This is a genomic window from Sporosarcina sp. FA9, from assembly GCF_051550205.1.
In the GTDB taxonomy this organism is placed as follows: Bacteria; Bacillota; Bacilli; order Bacillales_A; family Planococcaceae; genus Sporosarcina.
The window spans coordinates 2,731,056-2,749,665 of sequence record NZ_CP188819.1 but is presented as its reverse complement, the minus strand read 5'-3'; the positions used below and the strand labels follow the sequence as shown (position 1 = coordinate 2,749,665).

At 42.4% G+C, this 18,610-nt stretch carries 26 protein-coding genes; all 26 read left to right on the top strand.

Features of this window, described 5'->3' with window-relative positions; translation table 11 throughout:
* Window positions 1–28 precede the first annotated feature (28 nt).
* The 26 genes from ACP8HH_RS13890 (at window position 29) to ACP8HH_RS13765 (ending at window position 18,515) form a co-directional block, all read left to right on the top strand.
* Window positions 29–922, top strand: a complete 894-nt coding sequence (locus tag ACP8HH_RS13890) for a terminase small subunit (RefSeq protein ID WP_438312247.1) — start codon at window positions 29–31, stop codon at window positions 920–922.
* A complete protein-coding gene (locus tag ACP8HH_RS13885) occupies window positions 891–2,234 on the top strand; it encodes a PBSX family phage terminase large subunit (RefSeq protein WP_438312244.1) in 1,344 nt (447 codons plus the stop codon). Before ACP8HH_RS13890 ends, ACP8HH_RS13885 begins: the two co-directional genes overlap by 32 nt.
* Window positions 2,235–2,238: 4 nt before the next feature.
* Window positions 2,239–3,621 (top strand): phage portal protein, encoded by a 1,383-nt coding sequence (locus ACP8HH_RS13880; RefSeq protein WP_438312243.1) that lies wholly within the window; start codon window positions 2,239–2,241, stop codon window positions 3,619–3,621.
* Entirely contained in the window at window positions 3,605–4,846 is a 1,242-nt protein-coding gene (locus tag ACP8HH_RS13875) for a minor capsid protein (RefSeq protein WP_438312241.1), read from the top strand. The genes ACP8HH_RS13880 and ACP8HH_RS13875 overlap by 17 nt, the downstream gene beginning before the upstream one ends.
* Before the next feature lie 124 nt (window positions 4,847–4,970).
* On the top strand, window positions 4,971–5,105 hold the full coding sequence (locus ACP8HH_RS13870; RefSeq protein ID WP_438312238.1) for a hypothetical protein: 135 nt from the start codon (window positions 4,971–4,973) through the stop codon (window positions 5,103–5,105).
* Window positions 5,106–5,170: 65 nt separating this feature from the next.
* Window positions 5,171–5,338, top strand: coding sequence for a hypothetical protein (locus ACP8HH_RS13865; protein ID WP_438312236.1), 168 nt, complete (start codon window positions 5,171–5,173; stop codon window positions 5,336–5,338).
* Between the two features lie 98 nt (window positions 5,339–5,436).
* Window positions 5,437–6,117: a DUF4355 domain-containing protein gene (locus ACP8HH_RS13860; RefSeq protein ID WP_438312235.1), complete on the top strand. Its 681-nt coding sequence runs from the start codon at window positions 5,437–5,439 to the stop codon at window positions 6,115–6,117.
* A gap of 15 nt (window positions 6,118–6,132) precedes the next feature.
* The gene (locus ACP8HH_RS13855; protein ID WP_438312233.1) at window positions 6,133–6,444 is read left to right on the top strand and encodes a hypothetical protein; all 312 of its coding nucleotides are present in this window, start codon (window positions 6,133–6,135) and stop codon (window positions 6,442–6,444) included.
* Window positions 6,445–6,473: 29 nt separating this feature from the next.
* Complete coding sequence (locus ACP8HH_RS13850; protein WP_438312231.1) at window positions 6,474–7,496, top strand: major capsid protein; 1,023 nt, start codon at window positions 6,474–6,476, stop codon at window positions 7,494–7,496.
* Between the two features lie 14 nt (window positions 7,497–7,510).
* A complete protein-coding gene (locus ACP8HH_RS13845; RefSeq protein ID WP_438312230.1) occupies window positions 7,511–7,804 on the top strand; it encodes a hypothetical protein in 294 nt (97 codons plus the stop codon).
* Between the two features lie 37 nt (window positions 7,805–7,841).
* Entirely contained in the window at window positions 7,842–8,147 is a 306-nt protein-coding gene (locus tag ACP8HH_RS13840) for a phage head-tail connector protein (RefSeq protein ID WP_438319185.1), read from the top strand.
* On the top strand, window positions 8,137–8,469 hold the full coding sequence (locus tag ACP8HH_RS13835; RefSeq protein WP_438312227.1) for a hypothetical protein: 333 nt from the start codon (window positions 8,137–8,139) through the stop codon (window positions 8,467–8,469). The genes ACP8HH_RS13840 and ACP8HH_RS13835 overlap by 11 nt, the downstream gene beginning before the upstream one ends.
* Window positions 8,466–8,906: an HK97-gp10 family putative phage morphogenesis protein gene (locus tag ACP8HH_RS13830; protein ID WP_438312225.1), complete on the top strand. Its 441-nt coding sequence runs from the start codon at window positions 8,466–8,468 to the stop codon at window positions 8,904–8,906. The genes ACP8HH_RS13835 and ACP8HH_RS13830 overlap by 4 nt, the downstream gene beginning before the upstream one ends.
* Window positions 8,906–9,259, top strand: a complete 354-nt coding sequence (locus tag ACP8HH_RS13825) for a hypothetical protein (protein ID WP_438312223.1) — start codon at window positions 8,906–8,908, stop codon at window positions 9,257–9,259. Before ACP8HH_RS13830 ends, ACP8HH_RS13825 begins: the two co-directional genes overlap by 1 nt.
* 16 nt (window positions 9,260–9,275) lie before the next feature.
* A complete protein-coding gene (locus ACP8HH_RS13820; RefSeq protein ID WP_438312220.1) occupies window positions 9,276–9,695 on the top strand; it encodes a phage tail tube protein in 420 nt (139 codons plus the stop codon).
* An 80-nt stretch (window positions 9,696–9,775) separates the two neighbouring features.
* Entirely contained in the window at window positions 9,776–10,126 is a 351-nt protein-coding gene (locus tag ACP8HH_RS13815; protein WP_438312217.1) for a DUF6096 family protein, read from the top strand.
* Between the two features lie 77 nt (window positions 10,127–10,203).
* A complete protein-coding gene (locus ACP8HH_RS13810) occupies window positions 10,204–10,548 on the top strand; it encodes a hypothetical protein (protein ID WP_438312216.1) in 345 nt (114 codons plus the stop codon).
* A complete protein-coding gene (locus ACP8HH_RS13805; RefSeq protein ID WP_438312214.1) occupies window positions 10,496–13,285 on the top strand; it encodes a phage tail protein in 2,790 nt (929 codons plus the stop codon). The genes ACP8HH_RS13810 and ACP8HH_RS13805 overlap by 53 nt, the downstream gene beginning before the upstream one ends.
* 14 nt (window positions 13,286–13,299) lie before the next feature.
* Window positions 13,300–13,644, top strand: a complete 345-nt coding sequence (locus ACP8HH_RS13800) for a DUF6711 family protein (RefSeq protein ID WP_438312213.1) — start codon at window positions 13,300–13,302, stop codon at window positions 13,642–13,644.
* A 10-nt stretch (window positions 13,645–13,654) separates the two neighbouring features.
* Window positions 13,655–15,283 carry a hypothetical protein gene (locus ACP8HH_RS13795; protein ID WP_438312212.1) on the top strand — a complete coding sequence of 543 codons (1,629 nt, stop codon included), beginning with the start codon at window positions 13,655–13,657 and terminating at the stop codon, window positions 15,281–15,283.
* 2 nt (window positions 15,284–15,285) lie between these two features.
* Window positions 15,286–15,510: a hypothetical protein gene (locus ACP8HH_RS13790; RefSeq protein ID WP_438312210.1), complete on the top strand. Its 225-nt coding sequence runs from the start codon at window positions 15,286–15,288 to the stop codon at window positions 15,508–15,510.
* Between the two features lie 14 nt (window positions 15,511–15,524).
* The gene (locus ACP8HH_RS13785; protein ID WP_438312209.1) at window positions 15,525–16,448 is read left to right on the top strand and encodes an Ig-like domain-containing protein; all 924 of its coding nucleotides are present in this window, start codon (window positions 15,525–15,527) and stop codon (window positions 16,446–16,448) included.
* Window positions 16,448–17,056 (top strand): hypothetical protein, encoded by a 609-nt coding sequence (locus ACP8HH_RS13780; protein ID WP_438312207.1) that lies wholly within the window; start codon window positions 16,448–16,450, stop codon window positions 17,054–17,056. The genes ACP8HH_RS13785 and ACP8HH_RS13780 overlap by 1 nt, the downstream gene beginning before the upstream one ends.
* A gap of 1 nt (window position 17,057) precedes the next feature.
* Window positions 17,058–17,831 carry a hypothetical protein gene (locus ACP8HH_RS13775; protein WP_438312206.1) on the top strand — a complete coding sequence of 258 codons (774 nt, stop codon included), beginning with the start codon at window positions 17,058–17,060 and terminating at the stop codon, window positions 17,829–17,831.
* A gap of 5 nt (window positions 17,832–17,836) precedes the next feature.
* Window positions 17,837–18,259 (top strand): hypothetical protein, encoded by a 423-nt coding sequence (locus ACP8HH_RS13770; RefSeq protein WP_438310785.1) that lies wholly within the window; start codon window positions 17,837–17,839, stop codon window positions 18,257–18,259.
* A 1-nt stretch (window position 18,260) separates the two neighbouring features.
* The gene (locus tag ACP8HH_RS13765) at window positions 18,261–18,515 is read left to right on the top strand and encodes a hypothetical protein (protein WP_438310782.1); all 255 of its coding nucleotides are present in this window, start codon (window positions 18,261–18,263) and stop codon (window positions 18,513–18,515) included.
* The last annotated feature ends 95 nt before the right edge of the window (window positions 18,516–18,610 follow it).

The following is an 18,610-nucleotide window of genomic DNA, read 5'->3' as shown; positions in this document are numbered from 1 at the left end:
AAATAAAGGAGGCGGACGGTGATGTGAATTGTCTAAAAGAAATCCTAAACGGGATGAAGCATATGCAATCTGGAAGAAACACAAAGGTGAAATAACAAACAAAGCAATAGCAGAATTAGTAGATGCTCCAGCTAAAACAATCAGTGCCTGGAAAAGTCGGGATAAATGGACTGCATTCTTAAAGCCGAATGAGTGTAGTACTACAAAGAAAAAGCGTAGTACTACAACTAAGAAAGAGAAAAAAGAAGTCTTTGTGGAGTCGGATGATTTAACCGACAAGCAGAGGCTTTTTTGTATTTACTACATTAAGAGTTTTAATCAGACGATGGCGGCTATTAAGGCAGGGTATGCGAGGAACAGTGCTCACGTTGAAGGCAGTAGGCTGATAAGAATTCCTAAGGTTGCCGAGGAAATCAGAAGACTCAAAGGTGAGATGCAACAAGGTATCTTCATAGATGCGATGGACGTGCTCAATAAGTACATTCAAATAGCCTTTGCAGACATAACGGATTTCGTAGAGTTCGGCAGCGTAGAGAAGTCTGAAAGAAACCCTGAAACTGGTGCGGTGTTGCTTGATGACAACTTTAAGCCGATCACCTACAAACAAGGATTTGTGGACTTTAAACCGTCGGATGAAGTAGATGGAACGATTATCTCAGAGTTGAAACTTGGTCGTGATGGTGTCGTTGTTAAGTTAGCGGACAAGATGAAAGCCTTAGACATGTTGACCAAGTACTTCGATATGTTACCAGACCATTTCAAACGTCAACTAGAACAAGAAAAACTGAAAATTGCACATGCAAAAGCATTCGGAAACGAAGATCCCGAGCAATACGAAGATGACGGATTCAACGAAGCACTAGACGCAACAACCTCGGAGGTGTGGGGCGATGTCGAAAACCCAACCGAAGAAGATAGTTAAATACTTTTCATTCCTAACTGAAAAAAAGCAATTCAAGAAGAAACCTGCGCCATTCAAATTTAAACCGTTTTCCATTAAACAAAAGCAAGTCTTGACCTGGTGGCGTGAAGGTTCACCCGTTAAGGACATGGATGGCATCATTTGTGACGGTTCGGTTCGAGCAGGTAAGACGATTGTCATGTCCCTTTCTTACGTTATGTGGGCAATGGACACGTTCAAGGATGAAAACATGGGAATGGCTGGTAAAACGATTGGTTCATTCCGAAGAAACGTAATCACGCCGTTGAAGCGTATGTTAAAAGCGCGCGGATACAAAGTTAAGGACCATCGTTCGGAAAATATGCTGTCAATCTCACGTAACGGTGTAACTAACTACTTTTATGTGTTCGGTGGTAAAGATGAAGGTTCACAGGATCTTATCCAAGGGATTACGTTAGCCGGAATGCTATTCGATGAAGTTGCACTAATGCCGCAGTCATTTGTTAACCAGGCAACTGCTCGTTGTTCAGTAGACGGCTCAAAACTCTGGTTTAACTGTAACCCCGAGGGGCCTTATCACTGGTTTAAATTAGAATTCATAGACAAGTTGAAAGAAAAGAAACTTATTCAACTACATTTCACAATGGCAGATAACCTTTCATTATCCGAAAAAGTGAAGGATCGTTACCGTAGACTTTATTCGGGAATATTCTACAAGCGGTTCATCCTTGGGTTGTGGGTACTTGCAGAGGGTGTTATCTATGACATGTTCAATGAAAAAGAGCACGTTGTTCCTACAGTTGATAGACCCTATTCAAAGTATTATGTTGCGGTCGACTATGGAACTCAGAACCCTACTGTCTTCGGATTGTGGGGTCTTTATGCTGGCGTTTGGTACAAAGTCAAAGAACACCACCATAGCGGTCGTGGAGGTACACAAAGAACGGATAGTGAGTATAGTGCCGATTTGAAAGAATTCTTGGGTGGTATTAAAGCGAAAATAATCATCGACCCGTCAGCAGCTTCTTTCAAAGCTCAATTAAAAAGAGATCGATTTAATGTGATTGACGCAAACAATGATGTCATTAACGGTATCCGCAAAGTGGCAAGTTCATTGAAAAACGACAAAATAAAATATAACGATTGCTGCAAAGAGACGTTTCGAGAGTTCTCTTCATACATTTGGGACAAGAAAGCGTCCGATCGTGGTGAAGAGAAGCCTATCAAAACGAACGATCACCATATGGACAGTGACAGATACTTCGTCAATACGATTCTATTCGGTCACTTGAAAGCGAAAGTAAGTAGCAAATCGAAACTAGGATTGAGGTGATAACGTGGCAATTATTCGTGATAGAGAATTAATAGAGGGTGGCATTCCAGTAGAGCTGATTGCCAGTTGCATCAAAGAGCACCAGAAGGATATTGAACGGCTGAACCGACTGGATGACTACTACCTAGGTAAACACGCCATATTAGACCGTGAATCAGACGAGGATAAAGGGTTGCCCAACAATAGATTGGTAGCAAATCACGCTAAATACATTACGGACATCTCATCCGGTTATGTGTTCGGTAATCCAATCCAGTATGAAGGTAAACAAATAGATGCAATCACAGAAGCTTACAAATCGATTGATATTGTTTCACATGATTCGGAGTTGTCGAAAGACTTGTCAGTGTTTGGTAGAGGACTTGAATTATATTTCATGAGCAGCGACGAGGTTCCGATTCCTAAAGTGGCCGTAATTGATCCGCGTCAAATCTTTTTGGTTGTCGATGACACGGTTGAATATAAGTCTATGTTCGGCGTTCACTATTACGAGAAAAGGGACATCGATAACAAAGTGATTGGCTACAATGTCAACGTTTACGATGAAACGCAAGTGTTTAAGTATTTCATCAAAGAAGTTGACGGTGAGGATTATGAAACTATTGACCAAGAATCTCACTATTACGGGGCTGTTCCGGTTACTGAGTTCTCGAATAACGAAGAGCAACAGGGCGACTATGAGCAACAGATTAGCTTAATCGATGCATATAACGTCTTGCAATCGGATCGAGTGAATGATAAAGAACAGTTGGTGGATGCCATTCTTAAAGTTGTCGGCATGTCCTTTGGGGATGACGAAGAAGAGGCGTCCAAAACTGCAAGGATGTTGAAAAAGCATAAGATATTAGAATTGCCGGAAGCGGGAGCGGATGCTTCCTGGCTTGTTAAGGGTTTGAACGAAACAGAAGTAGAAGTATTGAAGGATGCAATCAAGTCTGATATCCATGAGTTTTCAATGGTCCCGAATCTAACTGACGAGAACTTTGCGGCTCAATCTTCCGGAGTGGCCATGAAATATAAGTTGCTCGGATTAGAGCAGTTAGCAGTCATCAAGGAGCGTTATTATATCCAAGGACTTCGAGAACGCCTTAAGTTGTTTGCAAACATTCTCGGCGTTAAAGGTAAAGCGGTTGATGTTGATGATGTAGTTATCACGATGACTCGCAATCTTCCCGAAAACGAAATGACGGTACAGGAACTTGTGTCGTTAAGAGACTTCGCAAGCGATGAAACTCTATTAGCTCAAATTCCATTTATCGAAGATCCAGCGGGAGAAATTAAAAAGGTTAAAGTACAACTGGAAGAAGCAATTACACGTAATCAAAAAGCGTTCGGCTTTCCGATGGATTCACCCGAGGACGTGACAGGCGATGAAGAAGAGGAGTAACGCTTATTGGGACAAACGGTCATTGCAACGAATGACTGAGTATCACCGAGGTGCTGATGCTACTGTTCGAACGGTTACCACTGCTTATGATAAAGCAACTAAGGATATAACAGCAGAAGCCGATAAGATATTCGGTAAGTTTGCTAAGGATGGGAATCTATCTGCTGAAGAAGCACGAAAGATATTGAACGAGCCGATTTCAAAAGCTGAATGGCTCTCAATTAAATCTAAAGCGAACAGAATTAAAGACCCAGCCATAAAACGACAACTGATGAATCGATTGAATGCACCGGCTTATAGTGCCCGTATTACTCGTTTAGAGGCGTTGAAGGAAAACACCTATATTCAGTCCAAGATTATCGCAGATGCCGAGATTACAGCTACTACGACTGGTTACATCAATACAATCGATGATGCCTACTATCGGACGATGTTCGACGTTCAGCAGGGATTAGGAGTTGGCTTTGACTTCTCTCCTATGCCGACGAGTAGAGTCGAAGCGATTTTGAAAGATCCTTGGGCAGGTAAACAGTTTTCATCAAGAATCTGGGATAACACGGATGTACTGGCGTCGCAGGTCAATGACGTGATTACCGCAGGTTTCGAAAGTGGTGCCGGAACTGCTCAAATGAGCAAAGAACTGGCTGAACGAATGAACGTAGGCAAATATGCAGCTAATCGTCTAGTCCGCACAGAAACAACCTACATGGCTAATGCGGCCGAGATGGAGTCTTATGAAGAAGCTGAAATTGATGAATACGCATTCCTTGCAACCCTGGATAAAAAGACATCTAAAAAGTGTCGGGACCTCGATTTGAAAGTGTTTTCCGTTAAAGATGCAAAGCCGGGCGTGAACATGCCTCCGATGCATCCGTTTTGTCGTTCAACAACTATCGCGCACTTTGGTGATGGATCTCTTGCGAACATCCAGCGTCGAGCCCGTGACCCGGTCACAGGGAAGAATGAACTTATTCCGGCAGGTACCAATTATAACAAATGGCGCGAAGGTCTGAACGAGAAGCACGGAAAAGACAGGATTGATAGCATTCAGAAACAGATTCAGAATAAGGCTGCCGATAAGAAACAATTTAATCAGTTCAAGGGAGTCTTGGGGAAAGATGCGCCGAAGTCATTCGCTGCATTCCAAGATTTGAAATATAGCAATGCTGAAAACTGGGCGTCTATGAAGTTGGATAAGAGAAGGAAAAGTAAAAAAACAACGTAGTGAAGCACTTTAAACCTTTACTGGTGGGAGTGCTTTTTATATTCCCAAAGGAAATGCGGAGGGGGAAATATGCGAACGAGCCTAAAATCCACATACATTATTATGATGAGAGGAAGTGAAGAAGATGCTCTGGTACATTAAACAGCTATTACCACTGACTTACAGAACGAAATACACAGAAAATGGTAAAAAGCATTTCACGGTATGGAAAATGTGGTTCGGACGTTGCTATTCTATTGATGATTACATTATTGAATAGAGAGGAAGTGGTCCTATCTCGGTTCGCTACTCCGTCATGTAGCCAAGGAATCTAGGGGGGGTAACATGAAATATAAAGTGATGGTCGCAAATGGTGACAGGTTGATAGATAAGTTTATTGACGAGGTGCACAAAGTCATCGAAGGTGACAACGTGTACTTTTTCTACGACAACTCAATGAGAGTTATCTTTTCTGCGCCGTTCGATTCCGTTGTTTTCATATCACTCGCTTAAGTCGCTGATTGAGCGGCTATTTATTTTGTCCAAAACGTGCCTACGACATTAAAAGACGCATGGATAAAGCCGACGGGCGTTAAACGGTGGAGGTAATTATGAAACTTATTATGTTATTAATGTCATTTATCAAGTCGTTATTTACGTTACAAAAGCCTGTTGTTGAAAGCTCTAATTTACCTTTGCGATTGAACCTACAATTCTTTGCTGACCCAACGGATCCACCGACAGACCCTGTAGATCCACCTGCTGACCCAGTAGATTCTCCTGCCAAGATTGAGTTCACAACTGAACAACAAACTGAATTAGACCGCATCCTAGGTGATCGGTTAGGTAAAGCGCAAGCGAAGTGGGAGAAAGAGTTCAACACTAAACTTAAAGACGCTAAAACAGAAGCTGAAAAACTCGCAACTATGAATGCCGTACAGAAAGCCGACTACGAACGTCAACAACAGGAATTGAAGCTTACAGACCGAGAAGCCGACATTACCCGTCGTGAACTTCGTGCATCTGCACTTGAAACGCTTGCAGAAAAAGGCCTCCCAAAGCAACTTGCTGAAATCTTGGTATTTACTGATGCTGATTCGACCAGTGCGAGTCTTGACGCGGTAGAAAAGGCGTTCCGTGAATCAGTTGAAGCGGGCGTGAACGAACGACTACGAGGCGACAAAGCTCCTGGTGGCGGTGGTAAAAGTGGAGCAGAAACAAGTGTCGGTGCAAACTTCGCCAAATCACTGAATGAAAAAAGTAAACCAGTTGCAACAACATTATGGGGTTAAGAGAGGAGAATTTTAATGTACGTATCAAAAAAAGAAACAGCAGAACAGATTAACTTCCTAGCAAGTGCACGTTTTCAATCGTTTACTACTCAGGTGGAACAAACAGGGGTAACCGCTGATGCGAATGGCCGTAAAGTTGTGTTGGCTGGAACTATTCTCCCAGCGAATGATGCAACAGCCGAAGGTATCTTATTGACTGACGTGGATGTGACGAACGGACCGCAAGCCGGACCGTTGCTCGTTGAAGCTTATATCCTTGAAGCACGTCTTCCTGTTGCACCGTCTGCAGAAGCGAAAACAGCACTAAAAGAAATCAAATTTAGATAAAATAACAAACAGAAAAGAGGAAACAACATATGCCGAACGTATTGGATTTATTTAATCAGAGAGAGGTATTGAACTACCTTCAGAACCGTGAATATGCACCACTTCTCGGAGCAGCTTTATTCCCCGAAGTGAAGAAGCAATCGCTAGAATTTGACCTAATCAAAGGTGCGGGTCGTACGCCAGTAATAGCATCTGTCCATTCATTTGACACAGAGTCGGAAATTGGATCACGTGAAGCAAGCGAAATGGCGTTAGAAGCTGCACTTATTAAACGTAAAATGCAGTTAACAGAAAAGGAAATCATCGCTTTAGAAAGTCCACGTAATGCGGCAGAACAGCAATATCTAATGCAAAACGTGTACAACGACGTGGACACATTAGTGAGAGGCGTCAATGCGCGAGTCGAACAGATGCGTATGGAAGTTTTGGCGAAAGGAACGTTAACTCTTGCGGAGAACGGCCTGAGTGCTGTCCTTGATTATGGTGTTCCCACCGAAAACAAAGAAGCATTATCCGGGGTAAATCTCTGGACGGACCCGACATCAAGTCCAATCGAAGATATGATTCGATGGGCGAATTCTTTATCCGCTACACCTACTAGAGCGCTAACATCTAATATCGTGTTAGCTTCATTACTAACGAACCCTAATGTAAAATCGGCGCTTTATGGTAAAGATTCAGGTCGAATTGTATCAATAGGGGAATTGAACACATTCTTAGAAAGTCTTCAACTACCAAGGTTGGCTTCTTACGATGCTAAATTCCGTAAACAGGCTGCTAACGGAACATACACAACTCACCGTTATTTCCCGGAGAATGCATTTGTTATGTTCGGTGATGGTGCTCTTGGTGAAACGTTATTCGGTCCGACTGCGGAAGAAATTCGCTTAACTCGTGATCCGTCTATTGAAACTAGCAAAATCGGAAACGTGCTTGCGATGGTCTACGAGGAAAACGTTGACCCGGTATCTACTTGGACGAAAGCAGTAGCAACAGCAATTCCGTCATTCCCAGCGGCGGACGAAGTATTCCAAGCTCAACCAATTGCGTAAAGGAGAGAAAATTCATGAAAATAGTACAAGTTAAAGATATCCCGGTGCGATACGAGAGCATTACGTATCAGCCGGGTTCTTCTTTTGAAATGGAAGAAAAGTATGTTAATGAATCACTCGTTATTGTTACTGGTGACGTGGAGGTTATTCAGAAGACAATCGAAGAAATGACAATCGCTGAACTTAAAGATTATGCAGCATCACATGAAATCGACCTTGGCGATGCTAAAAAGCGTGATGAAATATTGGAAGCTATCCAGATTCATGAGTTACAAGAAGATAATCAAAAACAAGAGGGCGACGAATAATCGCTCTCTTTTTCACGGAGGTGAAGACGTGTCTGTGATGCAATTAAAGAAATTAAAAATTCAGCTAGATATCAATGATCTTGAGCGGGATGACCTCTTGCAATTAATGTTAGAGGATGTTGAAGCTGATTTACTTACTCTGACGAATCGAACTAAGCTACCACCGTCGTTGGAATCGATTCAACGGCAGATAGTGATCATCCAATACAACAAGCAAGGTGTAGAGGGGCAGTCATCTCACTCAGAGGGCGGAATTAGTCGCTCCTTCGAAGACTTACCGCAATCATTACAAAGCGCCATCAATCAAAAACGTTTAGCTAAGTTGGTACGCTATGCGACTTAAACAAAGTGATTTGAAACCATACACCGTTAAACGTCGAATCATCGTTACAGAACCGGACGGAACGACTTCCGAGGAAATGGATCCAGTTGGACATGTAATCCGTGCTAACGTCCAACCCGCGGGCGGTAGAACCTTGATAGAAATGTACGGTGAACGCCTAGCGTACATGCTTACCGCTTATGTTGAGACTAACACCGACATCTTAGAATCGGATGGGGCATGTATCTACGTTAAACCTAATGCGACACCAGATTATAAGGTGATCGCTATTAGACGATGGAATACTCATTACGTCGTAGATTTTGAGAAGGTGAGAACATGAGTCAAATCAAGGGTTTAGACGGCCTTATGAAGAAGCTTGACCAACTCGGCGGTAACAGTCACAAGTCGCTTAAAGTCGGGATAAGGAAAGCTAATAAGATGGTACAGGGTGAAGCGAAACTGCTTGCGCCCGTTGGTGATAGCGGCTTATTACGGAATAGTATCGAGGAGAAAACCGAAGAAAAAAACGGGGTCATCACCGGTAAGGTTTCCACTAACATTTATTATGGTCCTTATGTCGAGTTCGGGACAGGTCAACGAGGCGAAGAGTCACCATCCCCACCTAAATCACCCGAGAACTTAAACTACCGTCAAGATTGGGCAGGGATGGATGCTCAACCTTTTCTTTATCCGGCACTTAAGAACAATAAAGATAAGGTGCTAGATACAGTGAAAGAACAATTGAAAAAGGACATTCAGAAAATGGGTGGTTCATAATGTACGATGTTAAACCGGAAATCTTTTCATTGCTATCGTCCATTCCGGGCGTAACTGCATCAGACCAATTTCCGACCGGCCCAAAACAAACTCCACACATAACATTCAAGGAAGCCGACAACTCAAATTATCGTAAGATACGTACTGAAATCCAAACGGAAATCACCATCTTGATTGATGTTTGGCATACGAAATCAACTGGTGCAATTGCCAAAAAAGTTGACGAGAAAATGAGTAACATCGGTTTTCTTCGTCAGTTTGCAACCGATCTAAATGATCCTAGTGGCATGAAACGTAAAACAATGCGTTATCGCGGTATTGTCGACAAACGAACGAATCTAGTACACCAATAAAGGAGAGTGACTATAAATGGCAGGATTATTAACGAAAGACACAACACTGAGCTACAAAGCTAGCGGTTCAACCTTCGAGGTGCTTGAACACCTTATGGAAGTACCCGAAATGGGTGGAGATCCCGAGAAGGTAGAGGTTACCACTTTATCCGATTCCGTTAAAAAGTATATAAACGGTGTTAAAGACCTGGGCGATCTTACGTTTAAGTTTTTGTATGATAACGAAACGGCAGACAGCAACTATCGTGTATTGAAGGGATTACAGGATGCAGACAAACCCGTTGAATTCAAACTTGAGTATCCGGACGGTACAGGTCATGAATTCAGCTCTTATGTCAACGTGAAAATGGATGCAGCTGCTGTCAATGCAGCAATGACGTTCTCGGTCGGAATGAGCTTACAAAGTGATATAGAAGTGACGAATCCAACGACTTAATCCATCTTTTACAACTTAATAAATAAACAAAAAAGCGTTCTCGATCCGAGGACGCTTTTTATTATGGGAGGAAACCAATTATGAGATATACAACATTTACGGTCGGCACAAAAGATTTCAAAATGAGAATAACAGCAAGTGGAATTATTGAATTAGAAAAGAAATTAGGTGGTCGAAATCCCCTATCAATCCTTATGGCAATCGAAGGTGGAGATTTACCATCTGTCAGTAGTGTATTGCTTATCCTTCATGCAGCGATGCAGAAATTTCACCACGGCACAAAGTTCGATGACGTATTAAGCCTTTATGACGAATACACAGAAGATGGAAACTCCTACATTGACCTAATGCCTGTGCTCATGGACGTGTTTAAGGTATCTGGTTTTTTCAACGGGGCGGCTCAGGGAGCGAAGACACCGGCGAGCCAGTAAAAAACCTAACGGAACTATTCGAGAAACTGTATCCAATCGCTTGTGAAAGTGGTGTGGATCCAGTTTCTTTTTGGGATATGACTTATGCGGAAATATCAGCAACGATGACAGCTTACAGCAAGCAACAAGAGGTTGATATGCGCATTCAGTCAATTATTGCGTACCGACAAGCTGATCAAATCGCATCACTCGTCGGCATCATGATGGGAAATAAGCAAGCTCCTATGGCAATACACGAAGCTTACCCTGGCATATTCCCGGAATTAGAACAAAAAGCAGAACAAGAAAATATGCAACAACAAAAGTGGCAAATTATGAAATCTCGAATCGAAGCATATGCAGCCGAAAAGCGGAAGCGAGGTGAACGTCTTGGCAATCACGCTGGAAGAACTCCAGATACTGATAACGTCGGAAACATCTGATTTACGAAGAGAATTAGATCGAGTTAAACAGGAATTAGGTAAAATGAATAGTGCGGTTAAAAGCTCTACTGATGGCATGAAAAAAGCGTTTAAAGCAGTAGCGGTAGCGATAGCTGCACTTGGTATCGGTAAACACGTGAAGAATGCCGTTATGGCGGCTAGCGAGTTAGAAAGCGCCTTTCTCGGGCTACAATCCATCATGGAGGGGCAAGGGCGTTCATTCGGGAAAGCCAAAGGATTTATCAACGATTATATCAGTGATGGTCTTGTACCCCTTACAGATGCGGTTATGGCATACAAAAACCTAGCGGCTCGGGGATATAACGATGACCAAATTGAACAAACGATGGAGAGACTGAAGGACTCGGCAGCATTCGGACGCCAAGCGGGTTTAACGCTAGGCGGGGCGGTCGCAACGGCAACTGAGGGTTTAAAAAACGAAAACTCTGTTCTAGTCGACAATGCTGGTGTAACTCGTAACGTCGCGAAGATGTGGGAGGATTACGCAACTACCATCGGAAAAACCGCTAAGAATCTATCGGATCAAGAGAAGATTCAAGCCGAAGTTAACGGCATCATGAACGAGACTCGTTTTCAAATTGGGGATGCGGCAAAATATGCGGACACATACGCTGGGAGACTAGCACTTTTAAGTAAAACGCTAGGAGATATCCAGGTCAATATCGGTCAAGCGTTTATGCCGATTGCAAACTTTGTCATCCCTGTTCTCCAAAAACTAGCGGGTTGGCTTGTTAAGGTAACGGCTTATTTCAAGTATTTCATGCAGGCCTTTTTTGGTGTTTCCAAATCACAGAAACAATCGAATGTAGCTGCGGGTGGTGGTGCAGTGGCACAGGATTCATTTGGAATAGCTGCTGAAAACGCCGGGAAGAAAGCTGAGAAGTCTGGCAAGAAGGTCAAAAAGGCAGCAGAAGAAGCTAAGCGGTCAGTAGCCGGATTCGATGAAATCAATACACTATCTGAGCCGTCGAAAGATTCTGATTCAGATTCTAGTGGAGGGTCCGGTGCGGATGGTGGCGGGATTGGTGGAATGGATGACTTAGGTATGCTAGATTTTGAAATGCCTGAAATCGATACCGAAGCAATCCCCGCTCAAATCCAAGCGATGGCCGATAAAGTAAAAGGGATATTTTCCGAAATGGGCGAAGGTGCGAAAGGCATAGGGTTGATTTTCGCCGGCGCTTTCAGTGGAATAGGTCCGGCACTTCAACCTCTATACGATGCAATAGAGCCTATTAAAGTAGCTTTTGCAGATATCGGAAAGACTTTCATTCAACTGGTAGAAGATTATTTAAAGCCGATGGCCGGCTACATCCTAACAGATTTCATCCCTAGTATTGTTATCGGATTCGTAAAAGACTTCGCCCCGGTACTCGCGAATGTTGCAGTTTGGAGTATTGAACTACTTGCAAAAACTTTCAAGAATACCACAGATATGATGGTCAGTTTATGGAATGGTACTTGGTTACCTTCGTTGGAGCGTATAAAGAAAGCGTGGGTAGATGCCAATACCTCTGTAGCAAAGTCGTTACAGAATTTATTGGATGGGACAATAAAACCTTTAGTAGATTATCTTTTAAATAGTTTTATTCTTCCTATCGCAAAAAGAATTCAAGAAGTATTAGTGCCAATCTTTACAGATATTTTGGTATTTGCTTTTAAAGAGACAGCCAAGACTTTTGAGTGGTTAGCCAATCTGATTAATGACATATACAAAACGGTGATCGAACCAGTATTTGACTTACTTAAAAAAATCGTACTTGACACTTTGCAAATCGTCCAGGATCTCTGGAAAAAACATGGACAAACTCTCCTTGATAACCTCTCTGGATTGTTCGACGGAATCAGGGACCTGTTTCAATTACTCTGGGACAAGATACTAGATCCGATTATTACGCCGTTTTTAGAAATGTTCACATGGCTATGGGATAAGCACTTAAAAGGACTTGTCGAAGAGGTCGGTACTTTTATCATGAAACTCGTAAATGGAGCGTTAGAAATATTAAATAAATTCATCTTGCCGATTGTGAATTATCTGATTGAGAAATTAAGCCCCACATTCACCCGGGTGTTCCAATTCATAGCTGACGTGGTAGGTTCTGCGGTAGGAATGATTGCGGGATATATCCAAGGTACTCTCAAGGTTATGGGCGGGCTAATTGATTACATTGTTGGCGTATTTACTGGAAACTGGACGAAGGCTTGGGAAGGAATCCGAGATGTATTTAAGGGCATTGTAGAAATGATTTCTAGCATCTTTAAAGGAGTACTGAATATTACTATTGACATTATCAACTTCGCTGTTAAATCGGTACTAGACGGGATAAACACAATGATTCAGGGTGCAATCAAATTAATAAATGCGATTCCCGGCGTAGACATACAAATTTCACCAATTTCAGTTCCTAGAATCCCTAAACTTGCACGTGGAGGTATCGTGGATGGTGCTACCAACTTTGGTAATTACATTGCGGGTGAAGCGGGGAAAGAAATGGTCATACCGCTTGAAAATACACCGTTCGTGGACAAGTTAGCGAGTGCTCTAGGTACTGCAGTTATGGCAGCTATGCAAATGGGCGGGGCTAATCAACAAACGAGTGGCGATGGCGGGGATGTCATTCTTAATCTCGACGGGACAACACTTGCCCGTGTTCTTAATCCTTATTTAGGACAAGAGAATCAACGTATCGGCTCAGCGATTATTCAACCAATCTAAAGGAGTGAGGACTCATGATTAAAGTAGACGGTCGGGAGATACCCACTCCTTCCGATTATTCAGTGGGTATTCAAGACATCTCAAAAGCTGAACGGAATGCTAACGGAACAATGATTATCGAACGAATAACAACGAAAAGAAAGCTTGAACTGACTTGGAATTACCTCAGTAAAGAGGATTTAAGCAGGGTAATGAGTGCTGTCAGTCCAGTGTTTTTTCAAGTGGAATACTTAGATCCACAAACGAATTCTAAAAAAACAGGAACATTTTACTCCGGCGACAGAAATGCCGGCGCATTGGATTGTATTAATGGAACAATCCGATGGAAAAACATCAAATTTAGCGTGATTGAAAGGTAGGTGACGTAGATTGATTGAGGTAAGTCCTGAGTTTAAGCAAGCAGTCTATTCACCTATCCGTAAGACGGCCGCAAAAGTAAGCTTTGAAATCCTAGACAATGAAGCGTATGAGGATAATACGAGCGTCGTTTCCTCTGAAGCTGAAATCAGCCGCAAGGATCAACTGACCAACAAAATCCGTAGCATGTCCCACAAATACGCAACATTCGAGCAGGACTATTTCAAGCTTGACGGTAGCTTTCGCATACCTCCACGTCCGGAAGAGGATGACAACGAACTCGGGTGGTGGAGTGACGAGTTGTGCGGTGCGGATGGAATATTCGCTGTTCCTCAGACCGCAGAATTCACTTTTCTCGAAGAACATAATTCGATGGGGTTAACGATTCACTTTGATGAGAAAACAAAGGAATATGCTTCCGATTTTGATATTGATGTATACGACTTGAATAACTCTCTTATCGCTCATACATCGGTTGTAAACAACACTCGAACTACTTACGTATGGATCCACGGCTTAGACAATTACGGAAAAATCGTTGTCACTATAAAAAAGTGGGCCATGCCTTTCAGACGTGCTCGTATCGTTGAAATAGATTTCGGCATCATCAAGGAATATGAAGGTGACAAGCTTATTAAGGTAAATCTTATCGAGCAGATGAACGTGGTAGGCGACACTCTTCCAGCCAATGAAATTAAATTCACCATAGACAATTCGAGCCGTGAGTTTAATATTCTCAATCCAGACGGTTTTTATCGTTTCCTAAAAGATCGTCAAGAATTAAGTCTATCCATCGGTGTTGAAATCTCAGATGATGACTTCGAGTATATCAATATCGAAAAGTACTTTTTGACGGATTGGCAGAGTGATGAAGGTGCTCTGACATCTACGTTTACCGCTCGGAATATCCTTGAACTGTTAGAACAGAAGGAATACGAATTGTCCGCATCAGGAACGCTCTACGACTTGGCTGAGGACGTTCTAATCCGTTCGGGTGTGGTTGGTTACGAGATCGACGATGGATTGAAGGATATTCCGACAACTGGATTCCCTGAGAAATTAAAAGCGCGCAAAGCCTTACAATGCATCGGTATCGCAAGTAAAAGCGCGGTATATCAAGACCGTGAAGGCGTGTTAGTGATCAAGCAATTCGCGTTACTTGACGAAAGCACAAGCTATATCCACTTCGCAGGTCCTGATATGTTTTCGGGAATGGTAACTCCGATGGTTGACCCTGGGTGGGATATGAAAAATATCACGTTTGAAAATGTATATAAAGAGCCCCAAATCAAACTGGATAAGTTAGTCCATTCGCTTATCATGACCGTCTACGCTGATGGTGAAAAAGTTGAACACGTATTTACGAATGACGGCGTAAAAGAGGGCTCAGTGCTTAAATGTGACAATCCTCTTATTCAGTCAGTTGAACATGCCGAGGAAATTGCCCAATGGATTTTAGATGAAAGCAACTTGCGGGCGTTGTACTCCATTAACTGGCGTCAAAACCCTGCTTTGGAGTGCGGTGATATTGTCCTGGTTGAGGATAGCTTCGGCATGAAAAAACAATCCAGAATCACGAAACAAGAATACGAATTTACAGGTTATCTTAACGGCAAGACGGAAACAAAAGGTGGTGTGTAGCATTGCTTGCTTTTTGCGGTGTGCAAGATGCTATTTGCGGCGAAGCACACCTTGAAATATCCTATCGAATAAAAACACCGTCAGTCGAAAGTATTTCATTAACTCCTAATCCAGTGAATCAAAATGCCGCATTCATAGTCTCCGTAGTTGCGGCCGAAATAGAAATATTTTTACCGCCTAAATTTGTTTATTGCGGTACTTTTAGCAGTGGACAAGAAGCGATGTAAAGGAGGGGAACACATTGGCCATAGAAAAGGTCAGGGTTAAAATAAATGGCGTATACCATGATTTAACCTATAATAGCACCTCGAAAAAGTATGAAAAGACAATAACAGCACCAAACGTTACTTCTTACAACGTGAACGCTGGACATTATTATCCGGTCGAAGTCGAAGCTACTAATACAGCAGGCACCCAAACGACTGTTACCGATTTATCACCAACAATCGGCAACTCTTTAAAGTTGCTAGTTAAAGAGAAAATCAAACCAACGATTAACGTAACGACACCGGGAGCCGGTGCATTTATTTCCAACTCTAGGCAACCGATTGTATTCCAATTGCGAGATGAGGCAAACGGTTCAGGCGTAGATATCACGAAACTAGCGCTTAAAATCGACGGCGGAACGACAATTACCAACGTATCCGCGGGCATGGTTTGTACGCTTGTTTCAAATGGATATGATTGCACGTACACTCCACCTACGGCTTTATCAGACGGAGCTCATACGGTAACAATCAATCTATCCGACTTTGATGGTAATGCTGCTACTCAATCAAGCAGGACCTACACGGTTGATACGATTCCACCAACGCTAAATATCACAAATCCGAGCAACAACTTTATTACAAATAGCGCGGCTCTCGTGTTACAAGGCTCAACGAACGACGCTACTTCAACACCTGTTACCGTTGCAATTAAATTGAATAACGTAGATCAAGGAGCAGTTCCCGTTACGAGCGGTAGCTTCAGTAAATCATTAACCTTGAAATCTGGTGCTAACGCAATCATTGTTACCGCAACGGATGCCGCAGGACAAGTCACGACAGTAACAATTAACGGTACTCTCGATACTTCCACACCTGTTATTAGTACCGTATCGATTACACCGAATCCAGTCGATGCAGGGGCTACGATGATTATCTCTGTGGATGTGAGCGGTTAATGAATGAACAAATATCGATTCAACTTTCGTCGGGTATAAGCTACGTATACGGCACTGTAAACGGGGTAGAGGCTTCCTTTAATTTATCTGCCCCAGGTATTTGGTCAGCGGTTGTCGAGAAATCGGATGATGGCATTTATGTTGTGCTGATTACGGCGTATAACAACGCAGGCACTCCAACTACTATTAATAAGATCGTATACTCTCATGTAGGTTGGCTTGAGCCTAAATTAGATTGGGATTCAAACGATTATTACAATTTCGGAGATTTAAACCGAGTCGAAAACAATACGATTTTTGTAGTTGAAATGATTTCAGCTTTTGATATCCCTCCAATTATTGATTCGGATGTATCCAGGGACTTGAAATCAATCGAATTCGCTGACGGACTAAACAGGGTAGAGAGCAATGTGAGTCTACTAAAACAACGTTACACGCCTTTCGGTTGGATTGAAAATAAGCTTGATTGGGAATCGAATCAACCATTTAATTACGATGATGCAGCACGGCTAGAGAAAAACTTAGCCTTGTTGCATTTTTATTATCGAGGAAATATTGATAATTTCAGGCACTGTGGTATGTACACGTGCGGAGAGGAAGTGATTTAATATGGCTTACACGCCAACAGATTGGAAAAACAGGGAAGTAGAAAAACCGCGAACATTTCAGTTGCAAAATAATCCAGATGCAACGGTCACGCTGATTCCCAAAGAAGGAAACGTCATTGAGCCTGGAACTCCAATCATTGCCGATGTGATGAATAAAATGGAATTAGGCATTGCACAAGCCCATGAATTAGCTGGCGGAGTTGAGGAATTAGAAGGTGTAGTTACGACGCATTTGGCGGAAGATGCGATAGATGCTCATAACGCAAAAAACATATCAATAATTGATTCTACCAATAAGTTCACTGCCACCGATGTTGAAGGTGCATTAAGTGAGCTTTTTCTATTTGCCAGTGATGGGAAGACAGCGGTAGCAAGTGCGATTACTGCAAAAGGTGTAGCGGCAAGCCCTTCCGATGCATTTCCGACATTGGCTACGAAAATTGGGCAAATTATTACTGAACCAGTAAGTGCCACCGGGACGGCAAACACTGGTTCAGTGAGTATACTCACTGTTTCAGGATTAAGCTTCCAACCTAGTAGAATTGAAATTCGCTACACATCAGATCCGTATAAACTTTTCACGCTTTATGATATAGGATTTTCTACAACAAAAACTGTGTTTTGCAATACAACAGAAGGAGTTGCAGGTGAAGCCACAATAAGTACGTACGCTGGTTACGTTAATAGTTCCGGATTCAAACTACCATTTCTTAATGGTACAGCGTTTCCAGGACAGGGAAGTAATTATCCCGTAACTTGGAAGGCAATTAAATAAGGGGGGTGGTAGCGTTGCAAATCGGAAAAAGAATTTACTTTGATGTTTTTACGGGAAACGTAATTGTTGATACAGGAGAACGACAAGGTGCAGTTTTCGAAACAACTTTAGCGCAAGATGTAATTATTTATACAGAATTAACCGAACGCAACCCGGAAATGTTTGGCGTACTCGAATTACCATTCGGAGCATATGCACAGGATTTTGCGGAGAGTAACGGATATCGTGTGAATGTAGAAACGAAAACATTAGAGTTTAGTTATCCCGACCCGAACGAACCGGAAGAACCACAACCGTATCAAGTGCCGTTGAGTATTGAGGTTGAGCAATTAAAGGTTGATTTAGGCAATGCGAAAACTCAATCTACACAAACAGACACGGTATTAATGGAGTTTATGAACTACTACTTTGAAAATGGAGGAATGTAAAATGGCAGTATTAGGATTTAGAACATCAAATTATGCGGTATGTATTTACGTCCACGGTACACAAAGAATTGCGAACATCCCGAGCGAGTACCACGAACCCGTGAAGCAGTATGCAGCAGAAAAGTATACAATTGAGTATTACGCAACGGATGATAACCGAACGAAACAATTAGATACGGCATTAGTGCATGGGTTTATTACAGCAGTTGAATATGATGAAACTATCGAGTATATGAATCCGCCACTTAGAAGATAATGGCGCTCTTGGAAGATTATGTGTCGTAACACTAACACCCGTTGAGGTGTATTTTTTATGACTTAAAAGGACTTCACTCTCTTTTGTCGAAAGAT